At 57.4% G+C, this 26,807-nt stretch carries 21 protein-coding genes and 2 tRNA genes; 12 read left to right on the forward strand and 11 right to left on the reverse strand.

All coding sequences use genetic code 11. From position 1 onward, the window contains the following. The first annotated feature begins 32 nt into the window (after positions 1-32). From AC27VJ_RS03465 to ppdK, 5 genes are all read left to right on the forward strand, one after another. On the forward strand, positions 33-542 hold the full coding sequence (locus tag AC27VJ_RS03465; protein WP_062450493.1) for a DUF721 domain-containing protein: 510 nt from the start codon (positions 33-35) through the stop codon (positions 540-542). 137 nt (positions 543-679) lie between these two features. Beyond that, positions 680-1,360, forward strand: coding sequence for a DsbA family protein (locus AC27VJ_RS03470; protein WP_113088616.1), 681 nt, complete (start codon positions 680-682; stop codon positions 1,358-1,360). A gap of 72 nt (positions 1,361-1,432) precedes the next feature. Continuing rightward, positions 1,433-4,897 carry a chromosome segregation SMC family protein gene (locus AC27VJ_RS03475; protein ID WP_488682805.1) on the forward strand — a complete coding sequence of 1,155 codons (3,465 nt, stop codon included), beginning with the start codon at positions 1,433-1,435 and terminating at the stop codon, positions 4,895-4,897. Positions 4,898-5,306: 409 nt separating this feature from the next. After that, positions 5,307-7,214: a methyl-accepting chemotaxis protein gene (locus AC27VJ_RS03480; protein ID WP_488682806.1), complete on the forward strand. Its 1,908-nt coding sequence runs from the start codon at positions 5,307-5,309 to the stop codon at positions 7,212-7,214. Between the two features lie 201 nt (positions 7,215-7,415). Further along, on the forward strand, positions 7,416-10,142 hold the full coding sequence (gene ppdK / locus AC27VJ_RS03485) for a pyruvate, phosphate dikinase (protein ID WP_488682807.1): 2,727 nt from the start codon (positions 7,416-7,418) through the stop codon (positions 10,140-10,142). Positions 10,143-10,145: 3 nt separating this feature from the next. Here ppdK and AC27VJ_RS03490 read toward each other — a convergent pair whose 3' ends face one another. Next, a complete protein-coding gene (locus AC27VJ_RS03490; protein ID WP_488682808.1) occupies positions 10,146-10,415 on the reverse strand; it encodes a hypothetical protein in 270 nt (89 codons plus the stop codon). Between the two features lie 313 nt (positions 10,416-10,728). Between AC27VJ_RS03490 and AC27VJ_RS03495 the strand changes: the two genes are divergently transcribed. Next, the gene (locus AC27VJ_RS03495; protein ID WP_488682809.1) at positions 10,729-11,649 is read left to right on the forward strand and encodes a DUF1499 domain-containing protein; all 921 of its coding nucleotides are present in this window, start codon (positions 10,729-10,731) and stop codon (positions 11,647-11,649) included. A gap of 6 nt (positions 11,650-11,655) precedes the next feature. Here the strand turns inward: AC27VJ_RS03495 and AC27VJ_RS03500 are convergent, their stop codons facing one another. Genes AC27VJ_RS03500 through AC27VJ_RS03510 form a run of 3 tightly spaced genes read right to left on the reverse strand, consistent with a single transcriptional unit; the run spans position 11,656 to position 13,334 of the window. Then, positions 11,656-12,102, reverse strand: a complete 447-nt coding sequence (locus AC27VJ_RS03500; RefSeq protein WP_488682810.1) for a thiol-disulfide oxidoreductase DCC family protein — start codon at positions 12,100-12,102, stop codon at positions 11,656-11,658. A gap of 11 nt (positions 12,103-12,113) precedes the next feature. Continuing rightward, positions 12,114-13,022: an MBL fold metallo-hydrolase gene (locus tag AC27VJ_RS03505; protein WP_488683179.1), complete on the reverse strand. Its 909-nt coding sequence runs from the start codon at positions 13,020-13,022 to the stop codon at positions 12,114-12,116. A gap of 15 nt (positions 13,023-13,037) precedes the next feature. Next, positions 13,038-13,334: a cupin domain-containing protein gene (locus AC27VJ_RS03510; protein ID WP_353576116.1), complete on the reverse strand. Its 297-nt coding sequence runs from the start codon at positions 13,332-13,334 to the stop codon at positions 13,038-13,040. A 170-nt stretch (positions 13,335-13,504) separates the two neighbouring features. Between AC27VJ_RS03510 and AC27VJ_RS03515 the strand changes: the two genes are divergently transcribed. From AC27VJ_RS03515 to AC27VJ_RS03525, 3 genes are all read left to right on the forward strand, one after another. Next, positions 13,505-13,579: transfer RNA gene (locus AC27VJ_RS03515), tRNA-Gln, on the forward strand. Between the two features lie 120 nt (positions 13,580-13,699). Beyond that, entirely contained in the window at positions 13,700-13,846 is a 147-nt protein-coding gene (locus AC27VJ_RS03520) for a hypothetical protein (RefSeq protein WP_162727641.1), read from the forward strand. Continuing rightward, positions 13,836-14,237 carry a type II toxin-antitoxin system death-on-curing family toxin gene (locus AC27VJ_RS03525; RefSeq protein ID WP_488682811.1) on the forward strand — a complete coding sequence of 134 codons (402 nt, stop codon included), beginning with the start codon at positions 13,836-13,838 and terminating at the stop codon, positions 14,235-14,237. The genes AC27VJ_RS03520 and AC27VJ_RS03525 overlap by 11 nt, the downstream gene beginning before the upstream one ends. A 108-nt stretch (positions 14,238-14,345) precedes the next feature. Here AC27VJ_RS03525 and mqo read toward each other — a convergent pair whose 3' ends face one another. Then, entirely contained in the window at positions 14,346-15,995 is a 1,650-nt protein-coding gene (mqo, locus tag AC27VJ_RS03530) for a malate dehydrogenase (quinone) (protein WP_353576454.1), read from the reverse strand. A gap of 474 nt (positions 15,996-16,469) precedes the next feature. Continuing rightward, positions 16,470-16,880: a cupredoxin domain-containing protein gene (locus tag AC27VJ_RS03535; protein WP_353576118.1), complete on the reverse strand. Its 411-nt coding sequence runs from the start codon at positions 16,878-16,880 to the stop codon at positions 16,470-16,472. Between the two features lie 254 nt (positions 16,881-17,134). On the opposite strand from AC27VJ_RS03535, the gene AC27VJ_RS03540 reads away from it, so the two are divergent. The 3 genes from AC27VJ_RS03540 to AC27VJ_RS03550 all read left to right on the forward strand — a co-directional run bounded on the left by AC27VJ_RS03540 (position 17,135) and on the right by AC27VJ_RS03550 (position 20,399). Then, positions 17,135-17,211 (forward strand) — tRNA-Pro (locus AC27VJ_RS03540). Positions 17,212-17,578: 367 nt separating this feature from the next. Beyond that, a complete protein-coding gene (locus AC27VJ_RS03545) occupies positions 17,579-18,628 on the forward strand; it encodes a LacI family DNA-binding transcriptional regulator (protein WP_488682812.1) in 1,050 nt (349 codons plus the stop codon). A 568-nt stretch (positions 18,629-19,196) separates the two neighbouring features. Continuing rightward, positions 19,197-20,399, forward strand: a complete 1,203-nt coding sequence (locus AC27VJ_RS03550) for a glycosyltransferase family 2 protein (RefSeq protein WP_488682813.1) — start codon at positions 19,197-19,199, stop codon at positions 20,397-20,399. A 139-nt stretch (positions 20,400-20,538) separates the two neighbouring features. On the opposite strand, the gene AC27VJ_RS03555 is transcribed toward AC27VJ_RS03550, so the two are convergent. The 5 genes from AC27VJ_RS03555 to cysD all read right to left on the reverse strand — a co-directional run bounded on the left by AC27VJ_RS03555 (position 20,539) and on the right by cysD (position 26,792). Further along, positions 20,539-20,964, reverse strand: a complete 426-nt coding sequence (locus AC27VJ_RS03555; protein ID WP_113086045.1) for an FAD synthase family protein — start codon at positions 20,962-20,964, stop codon at positions 20,539-20,541. A gap of 20 nt (positions 20,965-20,984) precedes the next feature. Continuing rightward, the gene (gene asnB, locus AC27VJ_RS03560; RefSeq protein ID WP_488682814.1) at positions 20,985-22,547 is read right to left on the reverse strand and encodes an asparagine synthase (glutamine-hydrolyzing); all 1,563 of its coding nucleotides are present in this window, start codon (positions 22,545-22,547) and stop codon (positions 20,985-20,987) included. Between the two features lie 121 nt (positions 22,548-22,668). Next, positions 22,669-24,216, reverse strand: a complete 1,548-nt coding sequence (locus tag AC27VJ_RS03565; RefSeq protein WP_488682815.1) for a hypothetical protein — start codon at positions 24,214-24,216, stop codon at positions 22,669-22,671. A gap of 147 nt (positions 24,217-24,363) precedes the next feature. Further along, the gene (gene cysN / locus AC27VJ_RS03570) at positions 24,364-25,839 is read right to left on the reverse strand and encodes a sulfate adenylyltransferase subunit CysN (RefSeq protein ID WP_488682816.1); all 1,476 of its coding nucleotides are present in this window, start codon (positions 25,837-25,839) and stop codon (positions 24,364-24,366) included. Continuing rightward, positions 25,839-26,792, reverse strand: a complete 954-nt coding sequence (cysD, locus tag AC27VJ_RS03575; RefSeq protein ID WP_488682817.1) for a sulfate adenylyltransferase subunit CysD — start codon at positions 26,790-26,792, stop codon at positions 25,839-25,841. Before cysD ends, cysN begins: the two co-directional genes overlap by 1 nt. Between the last annotated feature and the right edge of the window lie 15 nt (positions 26,793-26,807).

Below are 26,807 nucleotides of genomic sequence, written 5' to 3' on the forward strand. Positions count from 1 at the left end.
GCTTCCGGGTAAAAAGAGTTGCAGAGGTGAGAATGAAAAAGCCCCGCAAAGGCGTTATACAGATTGCCGAAATCGCAAACGGCATCATCGATCCGGTTCTGGCAAAAAGAGCGGGAATCAGTACGTCTTTGCTTGGCTCGTGGGATGAAATTGCAGGAAGTGATTTTGCCGATTGCACGCGCCCGGAAAAAATCACCTGGCCGCGCCGTGACGAGGGGCCGGATCGCGGAGGCTATCAGCCGGGCGTTCTGACCATCGCTTGCGAAGGTGCGCGTGCGCTATTTCTGACCCATGCGCAGGGTGAGCTTATTTCCCGCATCAACGGTTTTTTCGGCTTTCCCGCCGTGCGCCAGATCAGGATCGTCCAGAAGCCCGTATCGCAAACGCTGAACCGTCGCCCCAAGCCGCAGCCCTTGCGCGGCGATGCCGCCAGACGGCTGGAAGGCATGATGGAAGGCATAGAGAGCGAGGCTTTGCGCAAGGCGGTGGAGCGTTTGGGAACCGCCGTTATGCAGAAGCGAAAAGCAGGCCGGACGATTTGAAGCAGGCTGAAAATCAGCACTGTCCTTGACTGGTCACAATTCTTTGACAAGAAGAAAAGAAATGGCCGCTTGTTATGAACAGGTTGCCGCTATATCGGAATCGCAGACAATTGAGTCTTTCACAAACAGGTGCTTTCATGCATTTTCCCGAATTTAATATCACCCGCCGCAGCCTTCTTGGCGGTGTTGCTCTTGCTGCAGTTGCCGCGGCACTTCCTTTTGCCCTGACACCAACTGCGGCCCTTGCACAGGATCTGCCTGAATCCTCCGGCAATGTGGACATGGCCGAAGTGCTGAAGCCGGGTCCGCTGCCGGACCGTGCGCTGGGTGATGCGAACGCACCAGTTAAGATCGTCGAATATATGTCGATGACATGCCCGCACTGCGCGCATTTCCACAACACGACCTTCGAAGAAATCAAGAAGAAGTATATCGACACCGGCAAGGTCTACTTCATCATCCGCGAATTCCCGTTCGATCCGCGCGCTGCCGCTGCCTTCATGCTGGCCCGTTGCGCACCTGAACAGCAGTATTACCCGTTCGTCTCCATGCTGTTCAAACAGCAGCAGACATGGGCAACTGCGCAGGATGCACGCGCAGCACTGCTGCAAATGTCGAAACTGGCCGGTTTTTCACAGGAGACATTCGAGGCCTGCTTGACGAACCAGAAGCTTCTGGATGATGTGAACGCAACGATGCAACGCGGTGCGACGGAGTTTGGCGTCAACTCGACCCCAACCTTCATCATCAACGGAAAGCGCTACGCTGGAGACATGTCTGTTGAATCCATGTCGGCTCTTGTCGACAGCCTTCTCTAAAAGACGTTACCGGTTAAAAACGGGCGACGGATGTTTCCGTGCGCCCGTTTTTTTCGTTGTTGAGGCCGCAGCATGAAGTTCAACAAGCTGCGCCTGCTCGGCTTCAAATCCTTCGTGGAGCCATCCGAATTCATCATTGAGCCGGGCCTGACCGGCGTCGTCGGCCCCAATGGCTGCGGCAAGTCCAACCTTGTCGAAGCGCTTCGCTGGGTGATGGGCGAGAATTCCTATAAGAACATGCGCGCATCCGGCATGGATGACGTCATTTTCTCCGGCTCCGGCAATCGCCCGGCTCGCAATACCGCCGAAGTCGGCCTTTACCTCGACAATTCCGACCGCACAGCGCCCGCCGCCTTCAATGATGCCGATGAAATTCAGGTCACGCGCCGCATTGAGCGCGAGAACGGTTCGGTTTACCGCATCAATGGCAAGGAAGCCCGCGCCAAGGATGTGCAGCTTCTGTTCGCCGATGCCTCTACCGGCGCACGCTCGCCGTCCATGGTGGGGCAGGGGCGTATCGGTGAACTCATCAACGCCAAACCACAGGCGCGCCGCCAGCTGCTGGAAGAAGCAGCGGGCATTTCCGGCCTGCATTCGCGTCGCCACGAGGCGGAACTTCGTCTGCGCGCCGCAGAGGCCAATCTGGAACGGCTGGAAGACGTCACCGCGCAGCTGGAAAGCCAGATAGAAAGCCTGAAACGGCAGGCGCGACAGGCCAGCCGCTTCAAGATGCTGTCGGCGGATATCCGCGCCCGTGAAGCGACCTTGCTGCACATTCGCTGGGTTGAGGCCAAGCACGCCGAAGGCGAGGCGGAGAGTGCGCTCAATCAGGCCACCAATGCAGTGGCCGAAAAGGCGCAACGGCAGATGGAAGCGGCCAAGGCGCAGGGGCTTGCCAGCTTCAAGCTGCCGGAACTGCGTGAAAACGAGGCGAAGGTTGCCGCCGCCCTGCAACGTCTGCAAATTGCCCGCACGCAGCTGGATGAAGAAACCAACCGCATCCTGCGCCGCCGCGATGAGCTTGCCCGTCGTTTGGCGCAACTGGGTGAGGATATCGAGCGCGAAAAGCGAATGGTGTCCGACAATGCCGAAATCCTTGCGCGTCTGGATTCGGAAGAAGCCGAAATCCTAGAAATTCTGGCTGACTCGGGTCGCACCTCCGAAGAAACCCGCGAGGCTTTCGAGGAAGCCGCTGCCAAGCTGGCCGAGAGCGAACGCGTTTTCACCGCCCTGACCGCAGAGCGTGCCGAAGCCTCCGCCAACCGCACGCAGCTGGAACGCACTATCCGCGATCTGGCCGACCGGAAAGCGCGGTTGGAGCGCCAGTCCTCGGAAGCGTCGGCGGAAATCGACAATATAGACGAAAAGCTCTCCGGCCTGCCTGACCCTTCGGAAAAACGCGAAAGCGTGGAAGCCGCCGAGATATCAGTCGAAGATGCTTTGATCGTGGTGGAAGAGGCTGAAACTGCGGTAGCAGAGGCCCGTTCTGCAGAAGCCATGGCGCGTGGCCCGGTGGAAGCCGCCCGCAGCCGCCTCAACGCGCTGGAAACCGAAGCGCGCACCATCTCCAAAATGCTGGCTGCCGGTGTCGTCGCCGGCTCGTTTACGCCGGTGGCGGAAGAGCTGAAGGTGGATCGCGGCTTTGAAGCGGCGCTGGGTGCTGCCTTGGGCGATGATCTTGAAAGCCCTCTCGACCCCGCCGCTCCGGCCTACTGGACCGCCAATGGCGAAGGTGCCGCCGACCCGGCGCTACCGGAAGGTGTTCCCTCCTTGCTTGCCCATGTCGCAGGCCCGGATGCGCTTAAACGCGCGCTTCGCCAGACCGGCATTGTCTCCAGCGCCGAAGACGCCAAGCGCCTGATGCCCGCACTGAAACCCGGCCAGCGTCTCGTCACCAAGGATGGCGCGCTGTTCCGCTGGGATGGCCATATCACCAGTGCCGACGCGCCCGGAAACGCCGCACTTCGGCTGGCCCAGAAAAATCGTCTGGCCGAGTTGGAAAGTGAAGTCGAAGAGGCGCGCTACGCCTTGGAGGAGGCGGAAGAGCAGCTTGCCGCCAGTGCCGACGAGGTCCGTCTGGTCGAAGGTCAGCTTGCCGATGCGCGCGAACGCAGCCGCCTCGCGTCGCGCCAACTGGTCGAAGCCCGCGATGCACTGTCCATGGCCGAACGCGCCTCCGGTGATCTGCTGCGCCGCCGCGATATTGTCTCCGAAGCGATCAACCAGATTAGCGGCCAGATCGAGGATATCGCCGTACAGGAAGAAAATGCCCGTATCGAGCTGGAAGACGCTGCCGATCTGTCTGATCTCGATCTGCGCCTGCGCGAAAGCCAGTTGGAAGTCGCAACCGACCGCAGCCTTGTGGCCGAAGCTCGCGCAAAGCATGAAGGCCTGAACCGCGAGGCCGAGGCCCGCCAGCGCCGCATCAATGCGATCGCGCAGGAACGTGCCACATGGCAGGCTCGGGCCGTCAGCGCCAGCGGTCACATCGCCACCCTGCGCGAACGTGAAGACGAAGCCCGCGAAGAACTTGCCGAACTCGATATTGCGCCGGAAGAATTCGATGAGAAGCGCCGCGATCTCCTGACGCAATTGCAAAAGACCGAGGAAGCACGGCGACAGGCTGCCGACCAGCTGGTCGAAGCCGAAAACCTGCAACGCGAGGCAGACCGCACCGCGACCATCGCGCTTTCCGAACTGGCGGAAGCCCGCGAAAAACGTGGCCGTGCCGAAGAGCGCCTCGTCTCCGCCCGAGAGAAACGTCAGGAAGGCGAGCATCGTATCCGCGAAGCGCTGAATGTCGAGCCTCATATGGCATTCCGTCTGACGGGCCTTGCCATCGATGCGCCGATGCCCGAAATACGCGATGTCGAGCGCGATCTCGACCGTCTGAAGATCGAGCGCGAACGACTGGGTGCCGTCAACCTGCGCGCCGATGAGGAGCAGGCCGAGCTTTCCGAAAAGCTGGCGGCGTTGATCAAGGAACGTGATGACATCATCGATGCGGTGCGCAAGCTGCGTGCGGGCATCCACAATCTCAACCGCGAGGGTCGCGAGCGTCTGGTTGCCGCTTTCGATATCGTCAACACGCAGTTCCAGCGGCTGTTTACCCACCTGTTCGGCGGCGGCACTGCGGAACTGCAATTGATCGAATCCGACGATCCGCTGGAAGCAGGCCTTGAAATCCTCGCCCGTCCGCCCGGCAAGAAGCCGCAGACCATGACGCTGCTGTCAGGCGGCGAGCAGGCGTTGACCGCCATGGCGCTGATCTTCGCCGTCTTCCTCACCAACCCGGCGCCCATCTGCGTGCTGGATGAGGTGGACGCACCGCTCGACGACCACAATGTCGAGCGTTACTGCAACCTGATGGATGAAATGGTGGCCTCCACCGAAACGCGCTTCGTCATCATCACCCACAACCCCATCACTATGGCCCGCATGGACCGCCTTTTCGGCGTGACCATGGCTGAGCAGGGCGTCTCACAGCTGGTATCGGTCGATTTGCAGATGGCCGAACGGTTGATAGAGACTGTTTGAGATCAAAAGCGGCTCATTTTCCGATCCGTAGACAGGTCAGCAACGCCTCTTCGCCTCAAAAATCGGCATTTTTTAAAAAAAGAACACGGGAGCTTTTCGAACTCACGTAAGGCAAAGTATTAGCGCAGCGCTACCTTTGATTAAATCGACATTATATTTTCTCTTGGAAGTTGGATTTTCATCGTCCTGAGTAAAATATTATTCGCCTTACGATGGGTTTTGAACGCTCCATCCTTCTCCAAATGACTAAGCTGCGAGCATTTTGCCTAAATTATCATCTTAAATATTAGGTTTCACATTTAATTAATGGGTCAAGATCAATTATTGCCCATAACTTTCTATGCTCCAAGGACTATTCGGAAGAGAATGTCCGGTTTCCGTGGTCGATGTTCGAATCAAGAGGATCGTCATGTCTATTCGCATAAAGCTTCTGTCCTGCGTGTTCTTTTTGGTGGCAATACTTGCCGCAACATCTCTATTCTCTCTTTACTCCGTCAATGAAACCTCGTCTCTCTTACGCAGTGTCGTGATGGACCGCGTCGTTCCCATGGGGCAGCTGAAATCCATTTCCGATGACTACGCCGTCAAGATCGTAGATACGGTTCACAAGGTGAGTGGCGGCACCTTGAGCGGGCAGGAGGGTGCGCAGAATATTCGCGATGCCCTGAAGGATATTGATACGTCGTGGTCTGCTTATATCGCTACCTATCTCACAGAAGAGGAAACACGCCTCGCCACAGAGTTTCAACGGCTTCGCCAGGCTGCCGATGTAAAGATCAGCGGAATGGCTACGCTTTTGACCAGCGGGGACAAGGAAGCCATCGGGAATTTTGCCGATAGTCAGCTTTACGCGATCATCGATCCGTTGAGCGATGCCACCTCCAAGCTGATCAATCTTCAATTGTCCGTCGCTGAAGAAGGCATGGAAACCGGCAACCAGCTGGAAACATTTCTGCTCACCACCCTCGCCATTCTCGGTGCGATTGCGCTGGCTCTTGCCGCTGCCTCGGTCTTTGTTATCGTGCGGGGGGTGATCAAACCTTTGCAAATCATGACGGAATCGATGTCTCTGCTGGCATCTGGCCATGTCGATCAGGAAATTCCGGGCGCTGACCGCAAGGATGAAATCGGCAAGATGGCGCAAAACGTCGTCGTCTTCCGCAACAATTCCTTGGAGCAAATCCGTCTGGAAGCCGAAGCCGAGGCCAACCGCAGCCTTTCCGAGAAAGAGCGTATTGCTCGCGAAGAGCAGAAGGCCAAGGAAGCAGCAGACACCAGCTTTGCGGTCGATAATCTCGCTGCCGCCCTGTCTCGCCTTTCGGATGGTGATGTGTCCTATCGCATCAGCCAGCCGTTTGCCGCCCACCTGGATGCTGTCCGTAGCAACTTCAACTCCTCTGCCGAAAAGCTTCAGACGGCCCTGAGCCGCGTGGCGGAGAATGCCCGGGGTATCGATGCCGGTGCCAATGAAATTCGCTCGGCTGCCGATGATCTGGCCAAGCGTACCGAGCAGCAGGCAGCGTCTGTTGAAGAAACCGCAGCGGCTCTCGAAGAAATCACCACGACGGTGAAGGATTCGACCAAGCGTGCACAGGAAGCCGGTCAGCTGGTCGCCCGTGCCCGCACCGGTGCGGAACAATCCGGCGATGTCGTCCGCAAGGCCGTGGTTGCCATGGAGCAGATCGAGAAATCGTCGTCTGAAATCTCCAACATCATCAGCGTCATCGATGAGATTGCCTTCCAGACCAACCTTCTGGCACTGAACGCCGGTGTTGAAGCCGCGCGTGCAGGTGAGGCAGGCAAGGGCTTTGCCGTTGTCGCACAGGAAGTGCGTGAGCTTGCTCAGCGGTCTGCCAGTGCAGCGAAGGACATCAAGGGCCTGATCACGACATCCAACGCGCAGGTCGAGCAGGGCGTTCAGCTGGTTGGCGAAACCGGTCGTGCGCTGGAAACCATCGTGGCGGAAGTGCAGGAAATCAACCGCCACGTCGTGGCCATCGTAGATGCGGCGCAGGAACAATCCTCTGGTCTCCAGCAGATCAACACAGCTGTAAACCAGATGGATCAGGATACGCAGAAGAACGCTGCGATGGTGGAAGAGCAGACGGCGGCCAGCCATGGACTGGCACGCGAAGCTGCCTCGCTCAATCACCTGCTGGGTCAGTTCAAGCTGGCGGACGGAGGTCACGAAGCACCGGTACGCCAAGCCACTTCAGCGGAGCGTCCGGTTCAGTCTCCCGCCCGCGCGCTGTGCCGCAAGGTTGCTGCAGCTTTCAACGGCAATGCCGCTGTTAAATCCGATTGGGAAGAGTTTTAAGCCGGATCGTTTCGCAGCCCTGATTCACTGAGAAACGATCCATTCCGCCCGCGCTTGCCGCGGGCGGTTTTCATTTTATCGAAACACACGCCGCATTTATGCTGCACTGCGGTGGCAAGCTGTACGAACGGGCGTTCCCAACAATGTAACAATGCTGTAAAGGGTTGAAAAACAAGAACGCTTCTGGGTGGAGAGCGTAGAATGAAAAAATGGGTTTATACCTTTGGCAATGGTGCTGCCGAAGGCCGCGCGAGCGATATCGCCATATTGGGCGGCAAGGGTGCGAACCTTGCCGAAATGGCGAGCCTCGGCCTGCCTGTTCCCCCCGGCCTGACCATTATCAGCGAAGCCTGCGCCCGTTACCATCAGGGCGGTCGCTCTTTGCCAGAAGAACTGAAATTGCAGGTCACCAGCAGCATTTCCGGCATGGAAGCCATCACAGGCCGCAGCTTCGGTTCCGGCTCGCAACCGCTTCTGCTCTCCATTCGCTCCGGCGCGCGCGCCTCCATGCCCGGCATGATGGACACGGTTCTCAACCTCGGCCTCAATGACGAGACGGTGCAGGCGCTGGCCAGCGATTCCGGCGACGCCCGCTTTGCCTGGGATAGCTATCGCCGTTTCATCCAGATGTATGCCGATGTCGTCATGGGCCTCGACCACGAAATCTTCGAGGAAATTATCGAAGACGAAAAGGGTCGCCTTGGCTACGAATACGATACCGAGCTTTCCGCCGCCGAGTGGCAGCATGTCGTCTCGCTTTATAAAAGCCTGATCGAAGAAGAACTCGGCGATCCCTTTCCGCAGGACACACAGGTGCAATTGTGGGGCGCCATCGGCGCCGTCTTTGCCAGCTGGATGAACACCCGCGCCGTGACCTATCGCCATCTGCACAATATCCCCGGAGACTGGGGCACGGCGGTCAATGTCCAGGCCATGGTGTTTGGCAATCTGGGCTCGTCCTCGGCCACCGGCGTTGCCTTCACCCGCAATCCCTCCACCGGCGAAAAAGAGCTTTACGGCGAATTCCTCGTCAATGCGCAGGGCGAAGATGTGGTGGCGGGCATTCGCACGCCGCAATCCATTACCGAGGAAGCGCGCATCTGTTCCGGCTCCGACAAGCCATCGCTGGAAAAGCTGATGCCGGAGGCATTCGCGGAGTTCCTTGAAATTTGCAGGCGGCTGGAAACCCATTACCGCGATATGCAGGATATGGAATTCACCATAGAGCGCGGCAAATTGTGGATGTTGCAGACCCGCTCCGGCAAGCGCACAACCAAGGCGGCGATGAAGATTGCGGTCGATATGGTGGCCGAAGGTCTTGTCACCACCGATGAGGCGATCTGCCGGATCGAGCCGTCCTCGCTCGATCAATTGCTGCACCCGACCATCGATCCTTCCATCGAACGCCCGATCATCGGCTCCGGCCTTCCGGCCTCGCCGGGTGCTGCATCCGGTGAGATCGTCTTCACCTCTGAGGAGGCGGTTTCTGCCAAGGCCGAGGGACGTCGTGTCATTCTCGTGCGCATGGAAACCAGCCCGGAAGACATTCACGGCATGCACGCCGCAGAAGGCATTCTGACCACGCGCGGCGGCATGACCAGCCATGCGGCAGTCGTGGCGCGCGGCATGGGCATTCCTTGCGTTTCCGGCGCGGGTTCTATGCGCGTGGATGTGCGCAACAACGTCCTGATCGGCGTCGGCTGCATGTTGAAGCGGGGTGATGTCATCACCATCGACGGTTCGTCCGGTCGCGTGATGAAGGGCGAAGTGCCGATGACGCAGCCGGAACTCTCCGGTGATTTCGCCAAGCTGATGGAGTGGGCAGACGCCACCCGCCGCATGACGGTGCGCACCAATGCCGATACGCCTGCCGATGCGCGTGCCGCCCGTGCCTTTGGTGCGGAAGGCATTGGCCTTTGCCGCACCGAACACATGTTCTTCGAAGGCGACCGCATTCAGGTCATGCGCGAAATGATTCTTGCCGAACATGAAGAGGGCAGGCGGGCTGCGCTCGACCAGTTGCTGCCCATGCAGCGGCAGGATTTCACCGACCTCTTCTCCATCATGCACGGCCTGCCGGTCACTATTCGCCTGCTGGACCCACCCCTGCACGAATTCTTGCCGAAGACCGATGGCGAGATTGTCGAGGTCGCAGCGGCCATGGGCATGTCGCAGACGCTGTTCCGCCAGCGGCTGGATGCCCTGCACGAGTTCAACCCCATGCTCGGCCATCGCGGTTGCCGCCTCGCCATTTCCTATCCTGAAATTGCCGAGATGCAGGCCCGCGCCATTTTCGAAGCCGCCGTGGAAGCCGCACGCCAGACTGGCGCGCCCGTCGTGCCTGAGATCATGGTGCCGCTGGTTGGTCTGAGGTCTGAGCTGGATTACGTCCGCGCCGTCATCGACCGCGTGGCGGCAGCCGTTGCCAGTGAGACTGGCATGGCGCTGGAATATCTGACTGGCACTATGATCGAGCTGCCACGCGCAGCGCTCCGCGCCCATGTCATTGCCGAGGCCGCCGAATTCTTCTCCTTCGGCACCAACGACCTGACGCAGACGACATTCGGCATCTCTCGTGACGATGCTGCCCGCTTCATCGAAACCTATCAGCGCAAGGGCATCATCGAGCGTGACCCGTTCGTATCCCTAGATTTTGATGGCGTCGGTGAGTTGATCCGCATCGCCGCAGATCGTGGCCGCCAGACCCGCCCGGAACTCAAGCTTGGCATCTGCGGCGAACATGGCGGCGATCCGGCCTCCATTCATTTCTGCGAGGATGCGGGTCTGGATTACGTGTCCTGCTCGCCCTTCCGCGTGCCGATTGCGCGGCTGTCTGCCGCGCAGGCAACGCTGGCGATGGCGCAGAAGCGGGACACTGAGACCACCTCGAAGGTCGTCCCACTCCGGGCCATTCCGGCGAAAGTGTAAGGCTTAGCGGTTCTGCAAGATGATGCGGCGCTCCACCACGACTGGACGATAGAACATGTCGCGGCTGGATTGTGCTTGCCATGCGCGGGCATCGGCACGGCGGTCAAGATCCAGATCCAGCAGGCAACCGGCCATCTGGTCTGTATTAGGGCGGAAGCCATAGCCGCGGCAGGTGGTCTCGTCACGCGCTCGCCGTTCTTCCGGGCTCAGCGTCTGGCACGCAGAAAGCGCCATGGTTGCCGCAAGTGCGCCGAGAACGATGGAAACACGCATGATGATAACTCCCTGGAATGCCAGCTTATCGCTGTCTTGTGTTTCACTGATACGATTGTTTGAGCCCGGAGAAAAGTCTGCCGCGGGGCAAAGGTTGCGTTTGGAAAACACGTCGCGGAAAAGTGTTTGCCGGGCCGCGATGAGTGGAGGGACAGATTCCATTCGCGGCCAAAAGGCTTTATGACATGCTGTACCGGCGATTCCTTGCGAAACCCAGCTTTTGCACGGAGTGCCTTCATTGCAAAACGACAGCATGTCGCGGAGATGTCGCTATGATCTTTCCGCATCGACATGCGCATCCGGGTGCCGCTTTATGACTGTGCGTTTCGTTCGGCCCGTGTCCTATGCGGCATATTTGTCCCGATATCTCGGGCTGTCGGCGCTCGTCCTGTTTCTCATCGCCGCACCTTTGCACCGCTTTGGCCCGCTGACGCTGCCGGACTTCATCTCGCTGACCCTCATTTCCGCCGCCATCGCTACTGTTGCGCTGCTGCTCGCCATCATCGGCTTGCAGCGTCTCTGGTCTGCGGGTGCAAAGGGCGGCATGTGGTCGCTTTATGCCATTTTTCTGGCAGCCATTCCGCTTGGAGTCGTGGGCTTTGCGGCCTTTCTCTACTGGCAAAAACCGCCCATCTATGATGTCTCTACCGATGTCGCCGATGCGCCCAAATGGCTTTCCATTCCCACCGCCAACCAGCAATGGCTGCCGCGCCCTGCCATCATATCCAAGGCTGACCGCGACGCGCAGGTGGCAGCCTATCCAAGCCTTGCAGGCCACCGGTATGAAGGCGCCATCGACCGCGTCTACACCGCCGCCCGCAAGGTCGCGAAAGCCCAGCGCATTCGCATTGCCTACACCGATGGCCTGATCGGCTCTCTGCCGGATGTTCAGCCCGGCGTGCCCAAGCAGGACCAGGCCGAGGGCGCCAACGACACACCCATAGACGAATTGCCCACCAACGTCCCTGTGCCACTGGCGCGCCCGGCAGAGGCTCCGGCCCCGACCTTCTTCAATGGCAGCGGCGTGGTGATGCTACAGGGCGAAATGCGCAGCCTCATCTGGGGCCTACGCTTCGATGTCCTCATCCGCCTGCGCGAAGACACTGAAACCACGCTGGTCGACGTTCGCGTCGCCTCCCGCTTCGGCCCGCATGATCTGGGCATGGGCGCGGATATAGCAGAAGCCTATCTGGATGCGCTGGACGCGGAAATGCAGGGTTTGAACGATAATTGAACGTGATCAGATAAAACGATCGCGGTCCTCAGCCGTCGGCATCCGGCAGGTCTGACGCCGTCCGGCAATTTTCATGCGGTTTCTCGCGACAATATCGTAAACGCCGTCTCGAAGAATTCGCGGCACGAAGCGTAAAAGTGACATCAGGCCAGCGAAACCGCCCAAAAGCTGAAGCACGCGCAAGGCACCATCGGAGCGCGGATAGGCAATGCCGTTTTCAATCAGCAGGCTGGTTTCGTAATCATCTGTTCTATAGCCGTAATGGCGCATCAGCGCAGTACCGAGTTCAGACTGCGCCGGGGTGAAGCGGAAAAGCCCGTGCTTATCGCGCTGCAGGACAAGATCGACGTCTCGCGAGCAAAAGCCGCATTCGCCATCAAAAACGATCAGCGGCCTGTCGTCGGAGAACTCCGGCACCGATGGATCATCGCGGTAGCTATAGGCAACAGTCATGGTCTCAAATCCTATACCGAAAAATAAAGCCCATTCAGCGAAGGCGGTCCATCCGTCTGCACTTCGTCCTTTTCGATAAGATCTTCTATATGCGCGAGAACGGAAAGCGCTGCGGCGCCGTGCAGGCGCGGATCTGTGCTTCGGTAGATGATCTTCACCATATCGGGTATGGTTCGGTCGCCCGCCTTGATGCGCGCCAGCACGGCCTTTTCCCGCATACGCCTGTGCGCCCGCAGCCCGCGCATGAAGGCCGTGGGGTCGTTGACCGGCCCGCCATGACCGGGCAGAAACAGCCGGTCCTTGCGCTTCAGAAGCTTCGCCAGCGAGGCCATGTAATCGCTCATCGATCCATCCGGCGGCGCGACGATGGTCGTGGCCCAGGCCATGACATGGTCGGCTGAAAAGACGATGCCGGTATCATCTAAGGCAAAGGCCGAGTGGTTGGCGGCGTGGCCGGGCGTATGCAGCGCGGTCAAAGCCCATCCGTCACCGGAGATGCTCTTGCCGTCCCCCAGCGCGATATCAGGAACGAAAGCCGTATCGGAACTCTCGGCGAATGGGTTGCGCTCGCCCTCATGCAATGGACGTGCGGCACGATGCGGGCCTTCGGCCACCGTCAAAGCGCCGGTTGCCAGCTTCAGTCGCGCTGCCAGAGGCGAGTGGTCGCGATGCGTATGGCTGACGAAAATATGCGTCACCTCGCGTCCCTCAAGCGCTGCCATCAGAGCCTGAAAATGCGCCTCGTCATCAGGGCCCGGATCGATGACGGCCACGGATTTGTCACCGACGATGTAACTGTTCGTTCCATGGAAGGTAAATGCCGAGGGATTATTGACGGTGATGCGCTGCACACCATCTGCCACAGGCACGGCAATGCCATAGGCGGGGTCGAAGTCACGGTTGAATTCCGGGTCTGCCATCGGCTTAGTCAATGCTCACTTATATTCGATCTCGATGAAGGACATCGGCTCGCTGCCCGCATTGACTACATTGTGCGAAACGCCTGCCTCACGGCGATAGGGCATACCCTTTGGCGTATCGACACGGCGACTGCCATCCTCATCTTCGATCAGAAAATGACAATCCGTCATCGGCACCACAACGTAACCAAGGCCATGGGTGTGGTGGCCGGTATCCGCACCCGGCTCGAAGTCCCAACGGATGATCCGCACCACGGCATCATCAAGCAAAGTCGTGGGTATCGCAGGTGGACGTGCACTATATTTGCTCATGGGCGCTTTCACCAAAAAGCCTGAAGACCGGATATATCCTGACGTAACATGAAGCTTAGCCCGCACACACAAGAAATATTGTTCATCCATCAACTTAATCATTGCCGCTGCCGCCCCGCTTTGCTAATCAGGCGCCGTTCAGGCAGTGGCGCTTCGCCAATCTGCCCTGGTGGGGCGTCGCCAAGCGGTAAGGCACCGGTTTTTGGTACCGGCATTCCCAGGTTCGAATCCTGGCGCCCCAGCCATGTTTGAAAGAGCTTCATTTCGCGGCAAGTTGTATTGGGTAATCAACCTTTTGTTGATTTTTGACCGTGAACGGCTTACGTTGGGTTTGTGAATATCCCAACCCGTCGCAGGGAGTTTCGATGATGAATATAAAATCAGCAGCTTCCAAGCTGGTCGATAAGCCTAGCTATGAACCGCGCCCGCAAAAAGAGCCGGTGGATTACGCAGCCTTAGGTCAGTTGGCAATCAAGCGTTTCCCCAAGACTTTGGCTGAACTTGCCAAGTGAACCAAATTGGTTGCCCGTAGAAGCGATCATTGAGTTCAATAGACAGCAAGTAGCGCTGACTGAAGAAAACCACGCTTTATTGTTTCCTGAGAAGCTCGATGGTGCCATCATGCGCCCTAAAAACAGCTTCCATTACGACGGAAATTCAGACACCGTTTCTCTGTCCGTAAATCTCATGATTTCAGTTGCAAGCGCGCACGCGTTTGAGCAGGGCAACAAACGAACTGGCTTCGTTTCAGGATACGCGTTTCTCCTGTCAAATGGCTATGATATTCGCGCCGATCTACTGGACAGTGCATATTTGGGTCAGGCTTTTACTGATTTAATCAAGCGTGTCCGTAGCGCTTCGGAATTCGAAGCCATTCTCAAACCGAATGTTTTTGCGGTATAGGACCGGGCACTTCACGAATTGATCTATACATAAGAAAAGGCACGCCCGTAGACGTGCCCTAGTATTTTGATATTTTCGACAGGCAATGACGCCCACCAAAACCGCTCGTTAAAGCGCCATGTCCGGGCGCTTCACACCGGGTTCGCTTGTCGCGCCCGGCGCTGCGTTGATTGCACTTACATCAATCTGCGGCGGTGTTGGCAGTTGCAGGTGTTCTGCGGTGTAAGCCCATTCCTGGCTGACCTTTTCAGGGTCTGCATTCAGCTTGGTGCCGTAGCTTGGAACGATCTGGCGGATTTTGGCCTGCCATTCCGGAGTAGCGACCTTTTCCTTGAACACCTTTTCCAGCACGTTGAGCATGATGGGGGCTGCCGTGGAGGCGCCCGGGGAGGCACCCAGCAGGGCTGCGATGCTGCCGTCCTTGGCGCTGACGATTTCGGTGCCGAGCTTCAGCACGCCGCCCTTGTCCTTGTCGCGCTTGATGATCTGCACGCGCTGGCCTGCCTGCCACAGACGCCATTCTCCCTGCTTGGCACCGGGGAAATATTCCTGAAGCGCTGCGAAGCGGTCGTCGTCGGAGAGCATCAGCTGACCGGCCAGATATTCAACCAGCGGATATTCATCGATGCCAACGCTCATCATCGGCCATGCATTGCTCATGGTCGTGGAGGTCAGCAGGTCGAAGTAGCTGCCTTCCTTGAGGAACTTGGTGGAGAAGGTCGCAAACGGTCCGAACAGGATGACGCGCTTGCCGCCGATAACGCGGGTGTCGAGATGCGGAACAGACATGGGCGGAGAGCCGACCGATGCCTTGCCATAGGCCTTGGCCAGATGCAGCATCGTCACGTCAGGGTTTTCGTTGACGAGGAAGGAGCCACCGACGGGGAAGCCCGCATAATCGTCACCTTCCGGAATGCCGGACATCTGCAACAGGTGCAGCGCGCCGCCACCGGCGCCGACGAAGAGGAACTTCGCATCGACGGTGTGGGTGCTGCCATCCTTCGTGTTGCTGTAGCTGACGCGCCATGTGCCATCGTCATTGCGCTCGATGCCATCGACTTCGCTGGAAACCTGAAGGTTGAAGTTCTGCTGGCTCTTCAGATGGGCAACGAACTGGCGGGTAATTTCGCCAAATTCCATGTCGGTGCCGAGCGGAGACCATGTCGCGCCGATCTTCTGGCCGGGATCGCGGCCTTCCATCATCAGCGGAACCCATTTCTTGATCTGCTCCGCGTCGCTGGAATATTGCATGCCGGCAAACAGCGGGCTGGCCTTCAGGGCCTCGAAGCGCTTTTCCAGATAGGAGATGTTTTCGTCACCCCACACGAAGCTCATATGCGGCGTGTGGTTGATGAAGGAGCGCGGGTTTTTCAGCACGCCATTGCGCACCTGCCAAGCCCAGAACTGTCGGGAAATCTGGAAGGATTCGTTGATTTCGATCGCCTTGGAGATGTCGATGCCGCCATTGGCGGTTTCCGGCGTGTAGTTCAGTTCCGCAAGCGCGGAATGTCCGGTGCCGGCATTGTTCCAGCCGTTGGAGCTTTCCAGCGCCACCGCATCCAGACGCTCCAGCATCTCGATGGACCATGTCGGCTCCAGCTCATGCAGCCATACGCCGAGCGTCGCGCTCATGATGCCGCCGCCGATCAGCAGGACATCGACCTTCTTATCTGCAGCCTGCGCCAGCGCCGGTGCGCCCGGTACTGCGGCAGCAGCCAGACCGGCAAGCGCGGTGCCCAATACCTGGCGGCGGTTCATGGTGAAATTGTCGTGCGAAAATCCGGTGTTAAGGCCGTTGCCCTTGTCGTCTTTGGTCACGTCTTTTCCTAAACTATTGATGATTTTCAAATTGTGCGGCGCAATAACGCAAACAATCCCGCAACACAACGTCGGGAAAACACGCCAGGGTGGCGGCGAGGCAGGACTACAAGAATTTAGAGAAAGCGAATATGGAGTGGAAAAAGGCGAGGCAAAACATCGCAGTGCGACATTTTGCCTTAGTTTTCCGCATCATACAGCATCAGCTGTTTTACGCGGTCAAGGCCAGAGATAAGACCTCAGAATTCAAGCTAATCGATTGTATAATATGTCCTGCGTGAAATGCATAACAGATGTGCGGGCTCAAATCAGGCGCGCATGGCAGTGCAAAAGCGTGAAGGCGCACAGGTAAGAGCAAAAAAAAGCCCGCCGAAAATGAATTCGACGGGCTTTTGAAAGGGTTCTCTTCCTGCCTTAGTTGGCGGCGAGGAACTCTGCGCAATAGCTTGGGCCGTTGACGCCTGGGCGGTCAGACACGGTGCGGATGGAGCGGATGTTATAATCGCTGCCGACAACCAGCTGCACGGTGCAGGAGAGGTAGACCTTGCGGGCAGACGATGTCTGGCGGCCGCGCTTGCCATCCTTGGTCTCGTCATACTTCGCGGGGATCGTGGTGGTCTTGTAACCGCCGCGCCAGTTATAGGTCGTGGTGCTGCCGGAATCGACATCGCTCAGCGGCGGGCCGAACTTGGCGAAGAAGACGCCAGCCGACTGGCCGACCCAGCGGGTTTCAACAGCGCTTTTGGGAGCAAGCGAAGGAGTGGTGGTGGTGCAAGCGGAAAGGGCAATGGCCAGCCCTGCCAATGTTACGCTGCGAAAACGCATGTCGAAATTTCCTTGTTGTGCCGTTTCCGGTGTTTTGCGGGAGGATGATGTTCCCTAGCAGATTTGTGACGAAGCGGCAGGGCCAGCGAACGCCGCGAAGCATATTTTTTGCCACAATTGTTTTTTTGTAACGATTTTGTCTCCGGAACAGATGGCAGCAGGCCACTTTATCGACCCCAAAAAGCCGTCACAAAAAATTCAAACAGGCTTCTTGTCGAAAACAGGAGGCTGGTTTATAGAAGCGCCGCTGGTCACGGAGTGTAGCGCAGTCTGGTAGCGCACGTCGTTCGGGACGACGGGGTCGGAGGTTCGAATCCTCTCACTCCGACCAGGTAAGGCCTTAAAATTCCAAGGTTTTATTGGTTTGTCCAAGCTTTTTTCCACCGCACGAGATCTCGTCAATTTTCAGCTAACGTTCTCTAGTCGGCTAAAATTTTTCTTAGACCATCGCTTTTCGCATGAAGTTACCGTCGTCATGTGAATTCCTGTTGCTAGCAGCACAGCCAGCGCGACTATTTTTGGGCTAATGGCCGTTTCTGATAGGTTTTTAGGCGAAAGCCGTTGGAATCTCCCGATAGGGCTATGGTGTATTAGCAAAAATGATAGTGTAATCAGATACCGCATGCGAGTTAGGAAATAGCTCACTGTAACGTTTCAGAATAGTCATCTGCCCAAGCTACTAAGCCCAAGGTGTATGGATGTCATACCGAAGTAAACGTGGTGCTTCTGGCAAGGTCACATTGCAGGACGTTGCGAAAGAAACCGGAGTCAGTGCGATCACGGTTTCCCGCGCCTTGCGAGAACCGGGTAAGGTCTCTAACGCACTTCGCGACCAAATTCTCAATGCCATCGAAAATATGGGTTATGTGCCGGATTTGAATGCCAGAGCCCTGGCCAGCGGAACCAGCGCCTTCATCGGTGTTCTTCTGCCATCTCTGTCCCATCCAGCTCTTAGCGCCGTACTCAGCGGCATCGAGGCGCGGGTGAGGGGCACGGATTATCGCATTCAATATTCAAACACTCATTACGACCCGGAAGAAGAGGTCAAGCAGCTGCGCGCCTTTGCCGCCCAGCGCCCCGCCGGCGTCATTGTGGCTGGCACGGAACGGCTGGAAAACCTGAACACGATTGTGAAAGAAGCGGGCTGTCCCGTGGTGCAGACCATCGATTCCTCCTTGAAGATGGATGGCATCGCCGTCGGCATCGACCACAAGCAGGCTGCCATGGCGGCCACCCGTCACATGCTGTCGCAAGGTTATCGCCGCTTCGGCATACTTGGTTGCGGCCATGATATCAGGGTGCGCCTGCGCCAGTCCGGTTATTGCGAAGTCATGCAGCAGGCGGGCCTGTTCGATGAGAGCCTGATCATCTGGCAGGACGCGCCGCCCAGCATCCATCTCGGCTCGCGCATGATCCGCCGCTTCATCGAATCCCGTCCCGATGTGGACGGCGTGCTGTGCCAGAGCGACGATCTGGCGCTGGGCGTGATCTTCGAAAGCCAAAGACTGGGCATTCGTGTGCCGGAAGATTTCGGCATTTGCGGCTATAATGATCTGGACTACGCCGTCTCCACCGAACCGCCGCTGACCACCGTGCGCGTGCCGCGCTTCGACATCGGCTACAAGGCCGCAGATATCGTCATAACCCTCGGGCAGGGTGGGCTGATCAAAGAGCGAATCTTCAATATGGGCTTCGAGATGGTGGATCGTCAGACCACACGGCGCTTGAAAGCCGCAGCGTCTGCCTAGAGCGAGACATTTTCGAGCACTGAGTTAGCGCAAAGCCTGTCAAAGCGCCCATAATTCCTCATCGACAAGTAGCAAACGGGCTTAATTGCGAAACGCAGGGTCGCTTTTCGCAAGGAACTTTTGGCTTCGACGACGCGTTAGGTCAGCAAGTCAAAAGGAGAGATATGATGCTGAAAGCTATGGTTTTGTGGGCAATGGGCGTGCCCTTGTTTATCGTTGTTCTGATCTGGATGTTCTTCTTTTAATCGACAGTTGCCATCAAAAATATCCATCAAAAAGCGCCGGTTTCGACCGGCGTTTTTCGTTTGTCTGGAGTGGGCGCGCGCGCGAAGTCCCCTGCTGATTTGGCATAAGCTTCGCGAAAGCCGGGCCTTGTAGTCCTTTGCTTATAATCAGTCGGAATTGTTCTTCATGATGAGGGCAGGGCTGGCGCAGCAAGCAAGAGACTCATCCCGCATCTGTCCTTGGGCTCGAGAATTTCCTGTCGGCGACGATGCCTTCTGTCGATGTCAGAGCGAATTCTCCCCTGAGGACGATGCCCAGTCGTTACTCACAGGCGGTCGTCGCGATGTCCAGTTCAGAAATCCTTCTCTCCATTTGCGTTCCTACATATAACAGACAGTTCCTGCTGGAGAGGAACGTCAATTTCCATCTGGAATGGTTTCGGCGGCTGGGCATGTCGTTTGAGATCGTCATCGTCGACGATTGCTCGACCGACGGCACTGCGGACTATATTCAAACGCTTTCGCAGGTCCCTGAAGTCAACGCCTACCGTCGCATCAAGAATTCCGGCTTTGTCAGCAATTATGCTTTCGCCATGCGCCGTGCGCGTGGGCGTTACGCTGTCTTCCTAGGCGATGACGACTTGCTCATTCCGGAGAAGGTCAAGGAATATGTCGAGATCATGCAGGCGGACTCCGGCATCGGCATGGTGCAGGCGCCGTGGATGCTGGTCGATGCACGCAACGGTCAGCGCGATATCTCGCCGTTCTACCGTATTCCCGGCCCGACCCGACACTCCAAGGGAGATTTCTCCTCCTTCCTCAACTTCATCTTCAACCACCACGTCTTTCCTGAATTCCTGATCGTTCGTCGCGACGTCCTCGCTCGGTCGATTTCAAGCGCAACGCCCTTCATCTTCTGGGCTTACCTCTACACGGGCCGCGCACTCGAACATGCCGATGTCCTGTTCATGCCAGAGCCTTTTGCGCGCGTGACGGCAGTCTCCGACGATCCGAGAATGCAGCAGGGCAACAATGAGTGCATGTTCCAGTGGGACACCTATCGCGGCGGCATCGAGTTTCTGGCGGCGCAGATGTGGAAAAATAAAACGCCTTCGACCCACGAGCGCAGCGACTTCTTCCAACGCCTCGTCGGCTTCATGATGCAGCGGCAGGGCGTTGCCTTGCGCTTGCACATCGAATCCCGCAACTGGCCGGAAGCCTATATTCTGTATAATCGCATGGCTGCTTATCAGAACGTTCCTATGACGGGCACCTCGATCGACACAATCCAGAAGCTGGCCGGGCTCGTCGTTGCCGGAAAAGAGGCAGCGGCATTCAGCGATCTTCCGATCATCGTCGATCCGGCTGTCGGTGACGAAATCGTCACTCTCCTGCCCGCTGCAATACAACAGCGACTGACGCGCGTAACACCAACGTCCGATGATGGCCCTCGCGCATGGCTTCGTTTCGATCCAAAGTTCGGAGAGCCCATGGCCCGCACCGACGCGGCTTTTGATCTTCAGGCCTATATTGGGCAGTTCATCTAAAAACGACGACGTGACTTACGTGCCGGGGCTTTCTACCGGCATGCAAGTCACGTCCAAATTTCTGTTTAAAATATTGCGGCTCAGGCTCTCGTAAGCTCTGTAAGGGTAGCCGCCATCAGCAACTCCCTACTCGAGATAGTTACTCCGATGGCGCGCGCAGCTTTTGAAGCGTTTCGTTGATGAGCGTGGACGAGGTGGACTTGGTGTAAGGGAAATAAATGATCCTGACGCCCACTTCCTTGAACTGATCCTCGAATTCCTTCCACTTCGGTGTGTTGTACCAGTCATCACCCACGAACATGACGTTGAAACCGTATCGTTTCCAGGCGTCGAATTTGTCACGGGAAAATTGCGGTACGGCAACGTCGACATATTTGATGCCTTTGACGATCTCCAACCGCTCGTCGAATGAGATGACGGTGCGCTTCCCCTTGTATTCGCCGACGAGTTCATCTGTGCTGACGCCGACGACAAGCTTGTCGCAGAGAGCCTTTGCGTTGCTGAGCATTCTCATGTGCCCGACATGAAACAGGTCGAAGACACCCGCCGTGTAACCAAGGATCATCTGCTAAAGCTCCAGTCAAATCAGTGTTGATATATGAGGTCTGAGATATCCGCCCAGGGCGCGTCCAGCAACGTTTCAAGGTTGAAGCGCAGCCACTTGTCCATTCCAGACCCTTCGCCCGCAAAGAGACGATCCGTCGGCACGGGAAAGCCGACTTTGGGACGGTCGATGATGGCGTCCGGCAATATGTTCCGGCACAGTCTTTTCAGCGGAGCCTTCGCTACGCCATTTTCCAGTCTGTAAGAGGCCGGGGTGCCGTACATCAGTTCGACTAGCCGATGATCGACGAAGGGCGTGCGCGCCTCCACCGAACACATCATCGTGCTGTTATCCAGTCTGCGAAGCAGACCGTGCAGATGGTGAATCTGGAAAAAAGCAGCTGTCCGGTCCAGCGCAGTGGTGCGATGCATGACGGGTGCGAGGATATCCTCCAGGATTTCTCGATCCTCATGTTTGCCATAGCTGTAGAGCTGATCGAATTTTTCGATATCCCACGGATTTTCCGCCGCCCATCGGAAGATGCGATCATAGCCGAAAAACAACTCGTCCGCGCCTTCTCCACTTAAGATGACGGTGTTGAATTCCTTTGCGACTTTCGTCATTTTGTAGATCAGGACTTCATTGGGCACCGACAGCGGCTCGCCTCTGTGAAGGATAAGCATCTTTGCGATGTCTCGGAACTCCTGATCTCCGATGGTGATGGCGTGATGGTTGAAGGAGAATTTTTCAGCCGCGAGTTCGGCCCAGTCGAACTCGTTATTATCCTCAAATCCAACGGTCCATGTATGCGGGCGGGAGCTGAGAGCGGCGATCAGCGTGCTGTCCACGCCTCCACTCAGGTAGCTGCCCACAGGCACGTCTGCGATGCAACGGAGATCGACCGCACTTTTCAAAGTGTCCATGATCTCTTCGTCAGAGACTGATTTATCGTAGACATCGCGTTCCGGAAGGTCCCAGTAGCGCGTGAGCTTGCCATTGAAATAATAATGGCCAGCGGGAAACAGCGATATACCCTTGTACATCGTGCGACCGTTGAAAAAGCTTCGGGCTTTTACGTATTGCCGCAGGGCAAAAGGGTCGATTGCCGTCAGATCGTGAAGCTGCTTCAGCGGCTTGATCTCGGAGGAGAACGATACGAAAGAGCCATTCTCATGGACATACAGCGGCTTCACGCCCAGGCGGTCTCTGGCTGCAAAAATGTCGCCCGTCAGCATGTCATGGATGACAAAGCTGAACATGCCGTAGAATTCCTTGAGCGCGTCAGGCCCGAGTTTGACATAGAGCTCGATGAGAACCTCGGTGTCGCACGAGGTTTTGCAGTCGATGTCGTGTCGGGTTGCCAGCTCTTGGAAATTGTAGATTTCGCCGTTGAATATGATCCGGTAGCGCCCGTTGGATGACACGAATGGCTGGTTGGCGCGCGCATCGAGATCGACAATTTTCAGGCGCCTGTGTCCTAGCTTGACGTGGTCAAGGCAGACAATCGATCCAGCATCCGGACCACGGTGATGCATCAGGTCGAGTGCGCGTTCAAATGCCGATCTATCGATCTCGGGAAAATTGGAGAATAATATTCCGCACATTTGAAATCCTCAGAATCGGAAAAAAAGAACGCGCGCCCCTCATAGCTTGGATTTGTCTCAGCCCGAAGGGCTGCTCACAAGACTATAAGAGGAACGGCCATAATGAGAAGCGGCGGCGCTGTTAAACGCCGATGCCGCTGGCAATGGAATCGAGAACGATTTCCGTCGAAGGACGCTCATTCGGCAATAATTTCTCAAGCAGGCGTTCACGCGCCTCCACATTGCCCCATGGCTTCCCATTGGCATAGGCGAGAACCGCGTTTTCTATTTCTTCCATGGTCGTCACGGTTTCAGCACAGGCGTGGGCCAGTTCACCGAGAGCATTGAATGGAACGCGCCGTTGTGAATCGATGAAGACCAAAGGCTTATTGAACAGCTGGTATTCCGTCAAAAAGGAAACACCGTCCGTCAGCATCAGGTCAGAGGCAGCGAAGAGGTCGCCATATTGTCCCTCAATGATCGAGCAATTGGGCAGGCTGTTCCAGCGCGCTTTGAAACCATCAACATCCGCTTGCGTCATCAAGCCCATTTTCACGACCAGCGCAAACAGGGCAGGGTGAGGCTTCAGCGCAAACTCGATATTCGGCGAGCGCTGCGCCCAGGCCAGCATGTCTCTGTAGATGCGGTGGAATACGCCGAACGCAAGCCAGTCGTTGCCGACAGAGTGATGCGGCGCCCAGATGACGCGGAACGCCTTTTCCTCACCGCTATGGATGGGCCAGGATCCTTTTCCGATAAAGCTCACCAGTCTCTCATGTTTCGGGTAACCTGAAAGCACGAATTTGGATGGATCCGAATGCTGGAAACTGCGGAAATAGGACTGTGTCTGCTCGGTTTCGCAAAACACACGCCAGGCTGACCGGTGATAAGGCTGATCGAACGCCATGGGCGATATTTCGGCCACGTCTCGCTCGGAGTGGCTGAATTTCGAGACGAGAGAGGTTCCATAGGTGATGGCGCAAAGCCGCGCGAAGCCCAATTCCTCAGTGCGAAACGCGGCCGGGTAATCCCGGTCCCATTGCGACTGACGGAAAATCACGTCGGGAGCCAGCGCGCGAAGGATATCGAGCCCCTCGAATGAATTGGGCATACCCAGCCGAAGATGGGCGATCCCAAGTTCCGTCAAGGCCTCGCTCACCGAGCTCTCACCGCCGCAGGCCTTGTCGCCCGGGAACACTCTGTCGATGCTGACCACGAGAGGATCGAAGCGTCCATCATTCTTCATGGCATGGAAAATATCGATTTGCGCGTCCCAGGCCTCGATCATGTGAACCAGAAATACGCAACGGATTTTGCCGGAGGCCGGAGGCATTTTGCGAATGCCCGCATGCATGACCTGACGCAACTGGCCGAAGTTGCTTGCAATATGCTCGCTTTTCACCGCGAGGCCTTTGAAGCTTTCAACGAGGTTGTTTGCAAAGGATGCGTTTGATTGGGAGAGCTCTCGAATATTGCTCGATGTGACCTGCACGGCCTCATGTAGCTTTTGAGCGTGGGCGTGCTGAACGCCAATGGCATCTTCTCGGAATTTCGCCAAAAAGTTGACCAGCTCCAGCATGATCTCATCCTGAATCTGCTGTCTTTGTGCCAAGGCAGAAATATCTGCAATCACTTGGTCAAGCTTGTCACTGACGGACGCAGACGATGCGGTGTTGGCGGCCATATCCATATTAAAACTCTCACCCTGTTTACCCAAGTATTTCAGCGTTTGCTTGCGCCGAACTGACCCTTGGTTTGCAGGCGGAGTGTCGCATTCCCATATCTTTAAGACTGGAAAAGAGAAAGCGCTAGAGATGGCTCCAGCGCTTTCGAGATATCAATCAAGCTCGTCGAAAAGACGGGAAGCCGTCGCTGCACTCGTCCGGCGTACCTCGATTTCGTCTCTGCGGCTGGAGAGCTGTTCGCTGGCCAGAAGCGCTTCGGCGAGATCGGCGGGCAGGGAAATCAGGACACGTTCGCCCTGGGCAATCTTGCCGGTGTCGCTGCGTTTGCCGAGGATCATTCCCCCCGCGACCGTGTTGTTGGTGTCGGGGTCGATTAGGATGAAAGAGCCGGTCGAACGGTTCTGGTCGTAGGGGTCGAAGATGGCCGTTTCATCGAAGGACAGGCGCACCTTGCCGATGGCGTTCATAGGCAGCGTGTCGGCATGCGGCAACCATTGGCCGTTTTTCAGGTCCAGCTGCGTTGTCGGCTGCACCGTCACACGCTGGCGGCGGCTGCCGCTTTTCAGCCAGTAGCGTTTGGAAGGTTCGATACCGCCCGGCTGCAATGCCACGATCTGCGCGTCGAAAGCATGGCCCGTCTGCGGCTGCGCTTCAATGGACACGATCACATCGCCGCGCGACACATCCACCTGACGGTCGAGGACGAGGGTGATCGCATCGCCGGAGACTGCTGCATTGCGCACCAGATCGAAAGTCACGATCTGCTTGACGTTGGCCACCATGCCAGATGGCAGGATGACGACGCTATCGCCCGGCTTGACGGAGCCGCCAGCCACCGTGCCCTGATAGCCACGGAAACTTTCGCCCGGGCGGGACACGCGCTGAACAGGCAGGCGGAAACCACCGGTCTGCGTGGTTCGAACCGTTGCCAGTTCCAGCGTTTCGGCAAGCGTCGGGCCATCATACCACGGCATGGAGGACTTGCCGGAGAGAACGACGTTCTCGCCCTTCAGCGCCGACATGGGGATGGAGGTGATCTGCTTGATGCCGAGGGACAGCGCAAATTCGCGGAAGTCGTGGGCAATCAGCTCGAAACCGGCCTTGTCGTAGTTGGTCAGGTCGATCTTGTTGACGGCCAGAACGAACTGGCGAATGCCCATCAGGGCGGCGATCGTCGCGTGGCGGCGGGTCTGTTCCAGAATGCCGGTGCGGGCATCCACCAGCAGCACGGCGAGATCGGCCGTCGATGCGCCGGTTGCCATGTTGCGGGTATATTGCTCATGGCCGGGCGTGTCGGCAACGATGAAGGCGCGCTTTTCGGTGGCGAAATAGCGATAGGCGACATCGATGGTGATGCCCTGTTCGCGTTCCGCCTGAAGACCATCCAGCAGCAGCGCGAAATCGGGCAGGCCGAGATCGTTCTGCTTACCGCTGTCACGGTGCAGCGTCGCGGCCTGATCTTCCTTCACCGCCTTGGTGTCCCAAAGCAGGCGGCCGATCAGCGTGGATTTGCCATCATCGACGCTGCCGCAGGTGATGAGACGCAGCGGGCGCGTGTCGCGCACCGCCCTTGCGGGCTCGACAAAAGGCAGAATGGTGGCGGATTGTGCGTTTGCGTTCTGTGTCATCAGAAATAGCCCTCGCGCTTTTTCTTTTCCATGGAGCCGGACTGGTCGCGGTCAATGGCGCGGCCCTGACGCTCGGATACGGTTGCGATTTCAAGCTCGGAGATCACCTCGTCCAGTGTGGTTGCCTCCGAGTTGATGGCACCGGTCAGCGGGAAGCATCCCAGCGTGCGGAAGCGGATCATGCCGTGCTGAACTACTTCGCCGGGCAGCAGCTCCAGACGCTCGTCTTCTGCCAGGATCATCATGCCGTCGCGCTCGATATAGGGGCGTTCGGCGGCGTAGTAGAGCGGCACGAGTGGAATGTTCTCGGCCTGAATGTAGCGCCAGATATCGACTTCGGTCCAGTTGGACAGCGGGAAGGCGCGCACGCTTTCGCCCTGACGAACCATGCCGTTATAGATATTCCATAGTTCCGGGCGCTGGTTGCGCGGGTCCCATTTGTGGTCGGGCGTGCGGAAGGAATAGATACGCTCCTTGGCACGGCTGGCTTCCTCATCGCGGCGCGCACCACCGAACGCGGCGTCGAACTTGCCCGCATCGAGCGCCTGACGCAGCGCTTCCGTCTTCATGATATCGGTATAGAGCGCCGAACCGTGGGTGAACGGCGTCACGTTTTCGCTCGCGCCACGCGGGTTGGTGTAGGAGATGAGGTCGAGATCGTATTCCTTGACGATGTTGTCGCGGAACTCGATCATTTCCTTGAACTTCCAGCCCGTATTGACATGAAGCAGCGGGAAGGGGATGCGACCCGGGAAGAACGCCTTGCGCGCCAAGTGCAGCAGCACGGACGAATCCTTGCCGATGGAATAGAGCATCACTGGATTGTCGAATTCCGCCGCAACTTCGCGGAAAATGTGAATGGCTTCGTTTTCGAGGGCCTTCAGGTGGGGATCGAGCGGCTGCTTTGGTGTGCTGACATTGCTGCCTTCCGTTTCCGGAACTGCATTGGACATTTTAAACTCCGGCGA

The organism is Agrobacterium sp. 20P9.1.2 (genome assembly GCF_057799395.1).

Coding starts and splice junctions, on each gene's coding strand:
- AC27VJ_RS03510 (WP_353576116.1), bottom strand. CDS start 13,334: ATGAGCAAATATAGTGCACGTCCACCTGCGATACCCACGACTTTGCTT.
- AC27VJ_RS03565 (WP_488682815.1), bottom strand. CDS start 24,216: ATGGATATGGCCGCCAACACCGCATCGTCTGCGTCCGTCAGTGACAAG.
- AC27VJ_RS03495 (WP_488682809.1), top strand. CDS start 10,729: ATGACTGTGCGTTTCGTTCGGCCCGTGTCCTATGCGGCATATTTGTCC.
- AC27VJ_RS03520 (WP_162727641.1), top strand. CDS start 13,700: ATGATGAATATAAAATCAGCAGCTTCCAAGCTGGTCGATAAGCCTAGC.
- asnB (WP_488682814.1), bottom strand. CDS start 22,547: ATGTGCGGAATATTATTCTCCAATTTTCCCGAGATCGATAGATCGGCA.
- AC27VJ_RS03545 (WP_488682812.1), top strand. CDS start 17,579: ATGTCATACCGAAGTAAACGTGGTGCTTCTGGCAAGGTCACATTGCAG.
- AC27VJ_RS03470 (WP_113088616.1), top strand. CDS start 680: ATGCATTTTCCCGAATTTAATATCACCCGCCGCAGCCTTCTTGGCGGT.
- AC27VJ_RS03465 (WP_062450493.1), top strand. CDS start 33: ATGAAAAAGCCCCGCAAAGGCGTTATACAGATTGCCGAAATCGCAAAC.
- AC27VJ_RS03535 (WP_353576118.1), bottom strand. CDS start 16,880: ATGCGTTTTCGCAGCGTAACATTGGCAGGGCTGGCCATTGCCCTTTCC.
- AC27VJ_RS03475 (WP_488682805.1), top strand. CDS start 1,433: ATGAAGTTCAACAAGCTGCGCCTGCTCGGCTTCAAATCCTTCGTGGAG.
- AC27VJ_RS03555 (WP_113086045.1), bottom strand. CDS start 20,964: ATGATCCTTGGTTACACGGCGGGTGTCTTCGACCTGTTTCATGTCGGG.
- ppdK (WP_488682807.1), top strand. CDS start 7,416: ATGAAAAAATGGGTTTATACCTTTGGCAATGGTGCTGCCGAAGGCCGC.
- AC27VJ_RS03550 (WP_488682813.1), top strand. CDS start 19,197: ATGTCCAGTTCAGAAATCCTTCTCTCCATTTGCGTTCCTACATATAAC.
- cysD (WP_488682817.1), bottom strand. CDS start 26,792: ATGTCCAATGCAGTTCCGGAAACGGAAGGCAGCAATGTCAGCACACCA.
- mqo (WP_353576454.1), bottom strand. CDS start 15,995: ATGAACCGCCGCCAGGTATTGGGCACCGCGCTTGCCGGTCTGGCTGCT.
- AC27VJ_RS03500 (WP_488682810.1), bottom strand. CDS start 12,102: ATGACTGTTGCCTATAGCTACCGCGATGATCCATCGGTGCCGGAGTTC.
- AC27VJ_RS03490 (WP_488682808.1), bottom strand. CDS start 10,415: ATGCGTGTTTCCATCGTTCTCGGCGCACTTGCGGCAACCATGGCGCTT.
- AC27VJ_RS03505 (WP_488683179.1), bottom strand. CDS start 13,022: ATGGCAGACCCGGAATTCAACCGTGACTTCGACCCCGCCTATGGCATT.
- cysN (WP_488682816.1), bottom strand. CDS start 25,839: ATGACACAGAACGCAAACGCACAATCCGCCACCATTCTGCCTTTTGTC.
- AC27VJ_RS03480 (WP_488682806.1), top strand. CDS start 5,307: ATGTCTATTCGCATAAAGCTTCTGTCCTGCGTGTTCTTTTTGGTGGCA.